At 43.0% G+C, this 11,483-nt stretch carries 7 protein-coding genes; 6 read left to right on the top strand and 1 reads right to left on the bottom strand.

Features of this window, described 5'->3' with window-relative positions; all coding sequences use genetic code 11:
• Window positions 1–331: 331 nt before the first annotated feature.
• The 4 genes from A7985_RS04475 to A7985_RS04460 all read left to right on the top strand — a co-directional run bounded on the left by A7985_RS04475 (window position 332) and on the right by A7985_RS04460 (window position 7,946).
• Entirely contained in the window at window positions 332–3,298 is a 2,967-nt protein-coding gene (locus A7985_RS04475) for a TonB-dependent receptor (RefSeq protein WP_065789189.1), read from the top strand.
• A gap of 93 nt (window positions 3,299–3,391) precedes the next feature.
• The gene (locus A7985_RS04470; RefSeq protein ID WP_065789188.1) at window positions 3,392–4,651 is read left to right on the top strand and encodes a sugar MFS transporter; all 1,260 of its coding nucleotides are present in this window, start codon (window positions 3,392–3,394) and stop codon (window positions 4,649–4,651) included.
• Complete coding sequence (locus tag A7985_RS04465) at window positions 4,648–7,188, top strand: glycoside hydrolase family 3 protein (RefSeq protein ID WP_081310422.1); 2,541 nt, start codon at window positions 4,648–4,650, stop codon at window positions 7,186–7,188. Before A7985_RS04470 ends, A7985_RS04465 begins: the two co-directional genes overlap by 4 nt.
• Before the next feature lie 188 nt (window positions 7,189–7,376).
• Window positions 7,377–7,946, top strand: a complete 570-nt coding sequence (locus A7985_RS04460; RefSeq protein ID WP_065789187.1) for a hypothetical protein — start codon at window positions 7,377–7,379, stop codon at window positions 7,944–7,946.
• 81 nt (window positions 7,947–8,027) lie between these two features.
• Here the strand turns inward: A7985_RS04460 and A7985_RS04455 are convergent, their stop codons facing one another.
• A complete protein-coding gene (locus tag A7985_RS04455; protein WP_065789186.1) occupies window positions 8,028–8,843 on the bottom strand; it encodes a sulfite exporter TauE/SafE family protein in 816 nt (271 codons plus the stop codon).
• Between the two features lie 497 nt (window positions 8,844–9,340).
• Between A7985_RS04455 and A7985_RS04450 the strand changes: the two genes are divergently transcribed.
• Window positions 9,341–10,315, top strand: a complete 975-nt coding sequence (locus A7985_RS04450) for a DUF1852 domain-containing protein (RefSeq protein WP_063382778.1) — start codon at window positions 9,341–9,343, stop codon at window positions 10,313–10,315.
• 125 nt (window positions 10,316–10,440) lie between these two features.
• Window positions 10,441–11,472, top strand: coding sequence for a methionine synthase (locus tag A7985_RS04445; protein ID WP_065790031.1), 1,032 nt, complete (start codon window positions 10,441–10,443; stop codon window positions 11,470–11,472).
• Window positions 11,473–11,483: the final 11 nt, after the last annotated feature.

Below are 11,483 nucleotides of genomic sequence, written 5' to 3'. Positions count from 1 at the left end.
AGTCAATGCTCCGAATGATGCGAGTAGTACTTGGAAATTCAAAATTGAATCACTGGATGCCGAAACCGCTGTAGAACTGGATTTGAGCTCAAGTACCGAAGCACAAGCGCCAGAAGTCGGGCAGTGGCAAACGTACACATACTCTTTGCAAGCTTTAGCTGACGCAGGATTAGATCTATCAAAAATCAATGTCGTTATGGTTTTTCCAGCATGGGGCACAGGTGAAGGTGCTGTTTACAGGATTGATAACGCAGAAATCACGGTGCCGTAACGCGGCAAATACAAGGGGGGAGCACTTTTCCCCCAGAACAGAGAATTTAGTAGGTTAGTTATGAAACAAGTTCAATTTGTATCTTCGCGCGTGGCTTTGTGTGTCGCATTAGCTCTATCAGGAAAAGCGTATGCTGAGGAGCAATCAGCGTCTAATTTAACGGCAGAAGAACAAAACCCAGAAATAGAAGTGATCGAGATCCGTGGCATTAAGGGAAGTTTGACCCGTGCAATGAATCTAAAAAGAAGTGCATCAGGTGTTGTGGATGCGATTTCAGCTGAGGAAATGGGCAAATTCCCTGATACCAACTTGGCTGAATCTTTACAGCGTATTACCGGTGTTGCGGTTAGTCGTAGCAACGGTGAAGGATCTCAAATTACGGTTAGGGGTTTTGGTCCTGACTTTAACTTGATTACGTTAAATGGCCGACAAATGCCGGGTACGGGTAATTCAAGGTCATACAACCTAGAAAACTTGTCTGCAGACGGTGTTATGGCGTTAGAGGTTTTTAAAACTGCGCGCGCAGAAAATCCCAGTGGTGGGCTTGGTGCCACAGTCAATATTGTGACCAGAAAGCCTCTTGCAAGTCCGGGGGAGCGTTATACCGTTTCTGCGAAGGCGATTCATGACTCATCAAATGTTGAGAACGATGATTTAACCCCAGAGCTTTCTGCGCTTTACTCAAATACTTTCGTTGACGACACGCTTGGGGTGTCATTTTCTCTCACGCATCATGAACGCGATTTTCAGAAGCAGCAAGCTCATATTCAAGGCTGGCAGGCCAATGTGGACTTGCCCAGTAATATCGACCAAAGCAAGGTGATTGATCCAAGGCCGCTTGATAGCGAGGGTAACAGAGTCGGAGACTACTTTTTCCCCCGTGATATGAACTATGGCATTGAAGATTTAGAAAGGGACAGAACCAATGGCCATATTGTTTTTCAATATGCACCGAGCGACGACTTAGTACTATCAGTAGATTACACCCATACCAAAGCAGTGACGGGTAAAAATGGCATAGGCTGGGGGATGTGGAATGAATATGGCGGAAATATTAACGCGTATGAGTTAGATGAAAATGGCACTGCGGTTTTTGCCGATATCAGCGGCAATGATGGCTCATTTACGGCTTCGCGTTCCACAACTGAGGTCATTGAAAAGTCAGCCGGAATTAATATTGATTGGCAAATCAGCGATGCATGGCATGTTTCTGTTGACTATCACGACTCTTCGAGCGAAACAGATAATGGCGTAGATAAGGGCATTGGCAGTGAAGGCGCTTTAGTGTTGGGGTCAGATCAGTTAAGAACTAAAACCTATGATTATCGCACGGGCGATGTTCCGCATGCGCAAATTCATTGGTTAAATGGCTCAACAACCTTGCTTGAAAGTGAAATTGACTCCCACTTTAGTCAATTTGTTCATTCTCCTGGTAAATCAGAGGTTCAGCAGCTTCAAATAGATACGGTATGGGAAAATGATCGTTTTGATATTCCACTCATTGATGTCAAATTTGGGGTTGCCGTGACGGACCAAACTATGGGCGGCTCCAATGCATGGAGCGGTTTAATCGGCGGTTTTTTGTTTAACCCGTCTTGGCCACAACTTTTCCCTGACAGTATGTTTGTCAGAAATAATACCAATGGATTCTTGGATGCATTTGCCAGCGGTGGCGCAAACTTAAACCCTAATTACTATTACACGTTTAGCTTTGATGAAGTAGTCGCGCGGTCTGAAGCGTTTTTAACAAACGACGTGTTAGGTGGCGACGACTATTTTGCGACAACCGCCTATCATGACCTAGGAACGTTCTCTCAAAGCTCTGTTCAAGAAGAGACAACAAGCTTTTATATTCAAAGTGCTTGGGAGTTTGAGGTTGCGTCTTTACCTGTGTTCTTGAACCTTGGCGTTCGATACGAAGAAACTGATGTAACCAGTGTCGACAAGCAGCCAATCCCTGTATCGGTATGGTGGTTAGGCGGCAGCGAGTGGCATACACAGTACTTACCAGATAATAGTGAATACACCTCCGAAGGTCGACACGATGTACTACTGCCTATGATTGACATTAAAGTTGATATGACTGAAGAGCTAGTCGGTCGTGTATCTTGGGGGAAAACAATCACACGTGCGCCGCTTGGTGATTTGTCTGGTGGTAGAGTGCTATCAACAAGTCCAAAGATAGGCTCTCGTAATGGAAGTGAAGGCAATACCAATTTAAAACCTTTTGAGTCAACCAACTTAGATTTAAGTCTTGAATACTATTACGATGAAAGTAGTTATGCAGCAATCGGGTACTTCAAAAAATCAGTTAAAAACTTCATCGGTAGTCAGGTCAACGAAACAACCATTGATGGCTTTAATGATATTTACCTTGGACCGAGATGGAATCAAGCTGTAGCTGATATTGAAGCGCGTGGCGAGCAGGCAAAAACTGATGCGATATTTCTACAAATGCAGGCAAATGGCGCAGTGTTGAATGAGCAAGGTTACATTGAGCCCGCGGGTGACGACCCATTATTAGTGTGGAAAATAACTAAGCCATTTAATGCGCCTGACACTAAAAAAGTGGACGGTTTCGAAGTGGCATTTCAGCATGTGTTTGGTGAGAGTGGCTTTGGCATTGGACTAAATGCAACGTTTGTAGATGGAGACGTGGAGTTTGATGTCAACAGTCTAGAACAGCAAACACCGCTCACAGGCTTGAGTGATTCAGCTAACGCGCAAGTGTTTTATGAGAAAGACGGACTATCTATCAAACTCACTTATGCTTGGCGTGATGAATACTTGATAGGCGTAGGTCAAGACCAAGGCTCTGCTGACAATCCACCTCAGTTTGCTAAATCATATGCCCAGTTAGATGCCAGTGTGAATTACGACATCGACGAGCGCTGGACGGTTTTCTTTGAGGGTATAAATCTCAACGATGAAACTGAACAAGGCTTTGGTCGATACGAGCGCCAGTTCTTATTCGCGAGGCAGTACGGGCCTAGGTATACCTTAGGCGTGAGATACAGCTTTCAGTAAATCTAACCACTTTCTTATCTCTTAGTTATTTTAGAGCGTCGAGTATGCAGCACAGGCTGCTGCATAACTTGGTGCTTGTTGGAGTTATTTATTATGGCAACCGAGTTTGCTTCAAAAGCAGCGCATGTGGACCAATCTTCTGGCTATCCTAAAAACATTGGTTTTGCATTGTCTGCACTTACAAGTCTATTTTTCATGTGGGGATTTATTACCTGCCTGAACGATATTTTAATTCCTTACCTGAAAGGCGCGTTTCAGCTAAGTTACACACAAGCCATGTTAGTGCAGTTTTGCTTTTTTGGCGCGTATGTCATCGTCTCAATCCCTGCAGGAAATCTGGTAGGTCGGATCGGGTTTCAAAAGGGGATTGTACTCGGTCTTGTAATTGCTGCGTTGGGGTGCGTGTTATTTGTACCAGCAGCGATTATTGGATTGTATGAAGTATTTTTACTTGCGCTGTTTGTGCTGGCGTCTGGCATAACGGTATTACAAGTGTCTGCTAACCCTTATGTAAGCGCACTGGGCAAGCCAGAAACCGCGCCATCAAGACTAACGCTGACACAGGCATTTAATTCTTTGGGGACGACTATTGCGCCATTTTTTGGTGCTTACCTTTTGTTTTCATCTGGGCAAGAGACCGTATCAAGTGGTGCCGATGCGGTAAAAGTGCCATACCTCTTACTCGCGACAGCATTGGGTATTTTGGCAATTATTTTTGCTGTTCTTAAGTTACCGAAACTGGTTGAACAAAGTGATGAACCGTCAACAAACGCAAGACCACTAACAGAATATCCGCATTTAATTCTCGGTGCGGTAGGTATCTTTTTATATGTGGGCGCAGAAGTGTCAATTGGCAGTTTTCTGGTGAGCTTTTTACATCAACCCAGTATAGCGGGTTTGGATGAAGCGCAAGCCGCTAAGCTCATTGCGTATTATTGGGGGGGCGCAATGGTGGGGCGTTTTATTGGTGCAGCGATTATGCAAAAAGTAGCAGGTGGGAAAGTGTTGGCTTTTAATGCTGTCGTCTCGATGATGCTGGTTATTTTTGCAGTAAATCAAACGGGGGCATTGGCAATGTGGGCCATGCTTGCCGTTGGCTTGTTTAACTCAATAATGTTCCCAACCATTTTTAGTTTGGCCATTTCGGGTTTAGGCAAAGAGGCAAGTCGTGGCTCCGGTTTATTGTGTTTAGCGATAGTTGGTGGTGCGATCATTCCGATTTTGCAAGGGCTACTTGCCGACAATATCGGGCTTGAAAGCTCATTCTTTTTGCCAGCAGCGTGTTATATCTTCATTGCTTACTTTGGCCTTTGGGGATGTCATAAAAAGCCTAGTAAGGAAGCCATGCAATGAAAAATATTAAACAAAAAGCCTTATTGTGCGTTAGCATGATCAGCCTTCTCAGCGCTTGCGAACAATCCAAGCAACTTGATACACAAACAACGAAAGATAAAGACCCGTCTATTTGGCCACATATTTCTTCAGAGGTGGCAGTATCCAAAGATATAGAGGTGCGTGTAAAAAGGCTACTTAGCGAGATGACCGTTGAACAAAAAGTAGCGCAAATGATTCAACCTGAAATACGTGATATCACCGTTGAAGATATGCGCAAGTACGGTTTTGGTTCGTACTTAAATGGTGGCGGTGCATTTCCAAATGGTAACAAGCATGCTTCTGTGGGTGATTGGGTGGCATTGGCAGAATCTATGTATCAAGCATCGATAGATGCGTCTGTAGATGGTTCTACCATTCCAACAATGTGGGGAACAGACGCGGTCCATGGACACAATAACGTGATTGGTGCGACTTTATTTCCCCATAATATCGGCTTGGGTGCTGCTAATGATCCGAAATTGATTGAGAGAATCGCACAAGTAACCGCAAAAGAAGTGCTAGCCACGGGCATCGATTGGATTTTTGCGCCAACGGTTGCCACTGTTAGGGATGACAGATGGGGGAGAACGTATGAAGGGTATTCTGAAGATCCCGAAATTGTGAGAGGTTATGCGTATTCCATCGTTAGAGGTTTACAAGGCAATGGGCGATCTGGAGCGCTCTTTAAAGATCAACACGTGATTAGCACAGTAAAACATTTTGTTGGTGATGGCGGTACAATTCAAGGCGATGATCAAGGGGATAACGTCGACAACGAAACGACTTTGTTTAAGGTGCATGCGCAAGGTTATGTCGGTGGGCTCAAAGCTGGTGCACAGTCAGTCATGGCCTCTTTTAACAGCTGGCATGGCGATAAGATACATGGCAATCAATACTTGTTGACCACAGTGTTAAAAGGCCAAATGGGTTTTGATGGGTTTGTTGTCGGGGATTGGAATGGGCATGGGCAGATCCAAGGGTGTACGAATGAGAGCTGTCCCCAAGCTATAAACGCAGGGTTAGACATGTTTATGGCCCCAACAAAAAGCTGGAAGCCTTTGTTTTACAATACCGTCGAACAGGTAAAAGATGGCACGATCCCTAAAAGTCGAGTCGATGACGCAGTTAGCCGCATCTTAAGAGTAAAGTTGCGAGCGGGCTTATTTAATAAGCCAAGCCCTGCACATCGCCGCTATGCAGGTGATAGCCGGATAATGGGCAATAAAGAGCATCGAGCGCTTGCCAGAGAGGCGGTACGTAAGTCACTGGTCCTGTTAAAGAACAAAGCTGGAATTTTACCTCTATCGCCTAATCAAACTATTTTAGTGAGTGGTGATGGTGCTGATAACATCGGTAAACAGTCTGGAGGATGGACGATTACTTGGCAAGGTACAAACAATACCAATGCAGACTTTCCCGGAGGGACCTCAATTTATGAAGGCATTAGGCAGCAAGTAGAAAAAGCGGGCGGTGAAGTTACGTTAAGTGTGGATGGCTCTTTTGAGCAAAGTAAAATGCCTGATGTTGCAATTGTCGTGTTTGGCGAAGAGCCATACGCAGAAGGGCAAGGTGATAGACCGCATTTGGCCTATCAGTACGGTGACAAAAAGGATTTACAGTTAATAAAGTCCCTTAAGTCTCAAGGTATACCCGTTGTGTCATTGTTTATTAGTGGTCGCCCCTTGTGGGTTAATGCAGAACTGAACGCCAGTGATGCATTTGTGGCGCTTTGGTTACCTGGTTCAGAAGGAGGTGGTGTCGCTGATGTGCTTTTTAGAAATAAAAGTGCTCAAGTACAACATGACTTCTCTGGTACTTTATCGTTTTCGTGGCCTAAATCACCGACACAACATGCAAATCGCTTTGATGAAGAATTGCCATTATTTCCTTATGGTTACGGATTGAATTATTCGATGACTGATACCCTAGATGACACCCTGAATGAATCTTTTGATATAAGCTCAAGTGTTAATGAAGAGGAACTTCTTTACGATGTGCAGCCAAAGAAGCCTTGGGCACTTTACATTACAGCAAATGGCAAGCGCCAGTTAGTTAAATCTAGTAGCGCACAGTTAGAGGGACTTGAGTTTCGAACGATCGATCGCTTTGTACAAGAAGACAGTATTCAACTTTTGCTCAAAGGGGCTAGGGAAGCGGGTGTTAAGTTGATTAGTAAACATGGTTTTGCTGAGGATTTGAGTGCTTACGTAGATTCGAATGCATACTTAACGTTTGATATCGCCGTGAAAGAGGGCACTATTTCTATGGCCACAGTTGGTATGAGCTGTACCGGTGACATACCATGCAAGTCAAAGGTGGAAATACCGCATTCAAAACTTAAAAGCCAATGGCAAAGAATCGCAGTGCCTATGGCGTGTTTTGAAAGTCTTGGCGCTAGGTTATCGCACACAGAGTCTCCTTTTAGTATTGCGTTCAATGGAGACGCTAAGCTTGAGTTGAGTAAAGTCGCGTTACGAACATCAGCCGCTGAAACGTTCATTGTTTCTTGTAATTAAAATAATCATGGCCACCAGATATTTTTGGTGGCCGCTTTATTCTAAATGCACAAACATAGCATTGAAAAGGTGTAACCACTGTTCATCCAAACTAATTTGGTTTCACAAGAATCATTGCACAAATTGCATTTGCATGGCATGGTTTCCAGCAAGTTACTCCATCAAGAAAAATTAACACAGAGGAAGCAATGACAGAAGAAGTTTTACCTAAGTCGGTTACAGACGAACCTGCAGAAATGCAATTTTATATCGTATCTGCGAGAAAGTTTTGGACACTTAATCTAATGACGTTTGGGTTTTATTCCGTTTATTGGTTTTACAAACATTGGAGCGAATATAAAAAGAGCCATGGTGATGATGTTTGGCCTATTGCGAGAGGTATTTTTTCAATCTTTTTCGCGCATTCGTTGTTTTCACTATTTGAAGCCAAATATGAAATCAATCTCAAAGAAAAGCCAAGTAGCTTAACGCATTTCGCAACTGTATTCGTTGTGCTATCGGTACTTGGTAATATCGTAGGCCGTTTATCAGAGAAAGGAATAGGCTTACCATTTAGTGCATTCGCAATGTACATTACCTTATTTGTATCAAGTTTTTGCTTATACAAGGCGCAAACACTTGCAAACTTGGCCAGTTCCGATCCTTCGGGAAGTGCCAATGATAGATTTACTCTACTAAACTTTGTGTGGATTTTTATTGGGTTAGTATTTTGGTTTTTAGTACTTGTAGGGACACAAATGACGTTGGTTGGGCAGTGATTCAACCTAAACCGATAGATGCCCACTGCGTTTAGATTTACTGAGAGGGCCTGTTTAAAGTAACTGGCCCTCAAATGGAAATTATTGACTAAAGATCATATTCGCCGCCATGACCACTAACAGCACTGAAAATATTTTTTTAACCGTTGAGACTGGCAGGTAGTTTGTTGCTTTGGCACCCAAAGGCGCGGTAAACCAAGAAGTGCAAACAATGCCCAATAATGCAGGTAAGTAAACAAACCCGGCAAAACCATCTTTTAAGTCAAAGTGTGCACTACCTGAGCTGATATAGCCGATTGAACCAAATAATGCGATAACGATCCCACATGCTGAAGCACAGCCGATGGCCTTTTTCATGTTGACAGAAAAGAAAGTCAGCAGAGGCACTAACAAAGCGCCACCGCCTATACCAATCATTGCAGACAGCCCACCAGTAATTGTGGTTAATACTGTAAGCAGGCCTTTATTTGGCATTTTGCGCTCTTCATCAGGTTCGCTTTTTGCACTGCTATAAAACATTTTCACAGATATGAGCGCGACGCTTATCACGAATACCCATCTGACAATTTGTTCTGGCAACATGGCGGCTAAGAACCCGCTTATTAGAGCTCCTAGCGCGACACCCGTCATTATCCACGGTGCTAGCTCCCAAGGGACGTTGCCATTCTTATGGTGCGCAATGGCCGAAGAAGTCGAGGTAAACAGGATAGACGCCAACGATGTTGCAATCGCAGCTACAACTACTTGGTCAGCTGGTAACACTTCAAATTGAAGTAAAATAATACTTAATATGGGGACAATGACTAATCCGCCACCAATACCGAGTAGCCCAGCCAAAAAGCCTACACCGCTGCCTAGCAGTGCGCAATAAACAATCAACAACAGCAATTCACTCATTCCATTCAACATTTTTAATATTTGGGGCTGCAATACTACATGAATGAAATTACGTTCGCACCATGCTGTTTTTAACCATATTTGACTAAGTAACGTCCAGTTTTCAATATTCTTAACAATGGTTAGTGTATATAAAACATAGGGTTAGTATTTTAAATTGGTCTGGTGACGGCTGACATTTTGCAAGTAAGGCTATTTATGAATTTACCTCACGTTGTACATTAGTTTACGTCAAGATGGCTAGAAGTCCTCTGGAGGCCGCGGATTCATTGATTATGAATTTTACTCATGATTAATTTGAATTTATAACATTTTGAAATAACTCGGTATCCACGTATAACTTACTCAACGAAAAGCTCTAGACGTCTAGAATTCTAAAAAGCTTGAAGGAATGTAAACCAAACATCCGATTTTAGAATTATAAGGTAAGGCTATTTTGCCGAGTCTAGGGGGAGAAATTATTTAAGGTTTTACCTAAAATTTGGATACAGATCATCATGAATAAAGAATTTACGTTTTCAATTAAGAGCCTTCGTCTTGACGAGAATTATCACCCGTCAAATAGCACGCGTATTACAACTAACTTTGCTAACTTAGCAAGAGGCGAGAGCCGCCAGGCAAACTTACGTAATGCTTTACAAATGATCGATAATAGCTTTAACGCTTTGGCTCATTGGGATAATCCCGCTGGTGATCGATATTCAGTTGAGCTTGAGATTGTTTCTGTGGATATGGATATAGAAGGTAGTGGTGAGACCTTTCCCTCAATTGAAGTATTAAAAACATACGTCTTAGACAACAAAACAGGTGAGCGAATCGAAGGTATTGTTGGTAACAACTTCTCATCTTATGTTCGAGACTATGACTTTAGCGTGTTACTGCTAGATCACAACAAAGATCAGCCACAATTTAGTATTCCAGATAACTTTGGAGACTTGCATGGTAAACTGTTTAAGTATTTTGTTAATTCAGAGACTTATAAGAACAATTTTAAAAAGCCGCCCGTGATTTGTCTCAGTGTATCTGATAACAAAACGTATCATAAAACAGAAAATCAGCACCCAGTGTTAGGATTTGAGTACTTACCCAATGAGTCTTCGTTAACCGAGCAGTATTTTAAGAAAATGGGCTTACAAGTTCGTTACTTCATGCCGCCAAACAGTGTGGCACCATTTGCTTTTTACTTCTTTGGTGACTTACTTAACGACTACAGTAACCTTGAGTTGATCAGCACCATAAGCACGATGGGTACTTTCCAACGAATTTATCGCCCAGAAATATATAATGCAAACGCTGTTGCAGGTGCTTGTTATAAGCCAAACCTTAAAAATCTTGACCATTCGATTACGCAAATTGTGTATGACAGAGAGGAACGCAGTCGATTAGCGAAAGAGCAAGGTAAGTTTGCTGAAGAGAATTTCATTAAACCCTATCAGACTATTCTTGAGCAATGGTCAGCAAGTTACGCTTAACGAAGTGAATAATCGATAGTTTGTTAGCTTGCATTGGCAGCTCTAGCTCGTTATCAGATAGAGCTCGCTTCAAAAGACAAGCTAACGAAAACTTAAAACAAATTAATAATACAGCGGCATTTATTATGAAAACTTTATTACCAACATCGACGGCGGGTAGTTTACCTAAACCTTCTTGGCTTGCTGAGCCTGAAGTACTTTGGTCTCCTTGGAAACTTGAAGGGGAAGCACTGGTTAGTGGTAAACATGATGCGCTTCGCGTATCGTTGCAAGAGCAGGAATTTTCTGGTGTTGATATTGTCAGTGACGGAGAACAAACTCGACAGCATTTTGTAACAACTTTTATTGAGCATTTAGACGGCGTAGATTTTGAAAAGCGTGAGACGGTTCGCATTCGTAATCGTTATGATGCCAGCGTACCAACCGTTGTTGGTCCGGTTAGTCGCCAAAAGTCTGTGTTCGTTGAAGATGCCAAATTTCTTCGCTCGCAAACAGATAAGCCAATTAAATGGGCACTGCCAGGCCCTATGACGATGATCGACACGTTGTACGATGCCCATTATCAAAGTCGAGAAAAGCTGGCTTGGGAATTTGCAAAGATACTCAATCAAGAAGCTAAAGAACTCGAAGCGGCAGGCGTTGATATTATTCAGTTTGATGAGCCAGCATTCAATGTGTTTTTTGAGGAAGTCAATGCTTGGGGCATTGCGTGTTTAGAAAGAGCAATCGAAGGCTTAAAGTGCGAAACCGCAGTGCATATTTGTTACGGCTATGGCATTAAAGCGAATACGGATTGGAAAAAGACGCTGGGTTCTGAATGGCGACAGTACGAAGAAGTATTTCCAAAGCTCAAGCAATCGAACATCGATATTATTTCATTAGAGTGCCACAACTCTCGTGTGCCGATTGAATTACTCGAGTTGGTGCGAGGGAAAAAAATCATGGTTGGTGCAATTGATGTTGCAACAAATACCATCGAGACACCGGAAGAAGTGGCAGACACACTACGCAAGGCCTTAAAGTATGTTGACGCTGATAAGTTGTACCCGTGCACAAACTGTGGCTTAGCCCCGTTATCACGCTCAGTTGCAAGAGACAAATTAAGTGCACTAAGCGCTGGTGCCGAGATTGTGCGTAAAGAGCTTTTAACTCAATAACCTTGCCTATC

The organism is Pseudoalteromonas luteoviolacea (assembly GCF_001696455.1).
Taxonomy (GTDB): domain Bacteria; phylum Pseudomonadota; class Gammaproteobacteria; order Enterobacterales; family Alteromonadaceae; genus Pseudoalteromonas; species Pseudoalteromonas luteoviolacea_C.
Note: the sequence above shows the minus strand (reverse complement) of the source record. Positions and strands in the feature narration are given on the sequence as shown.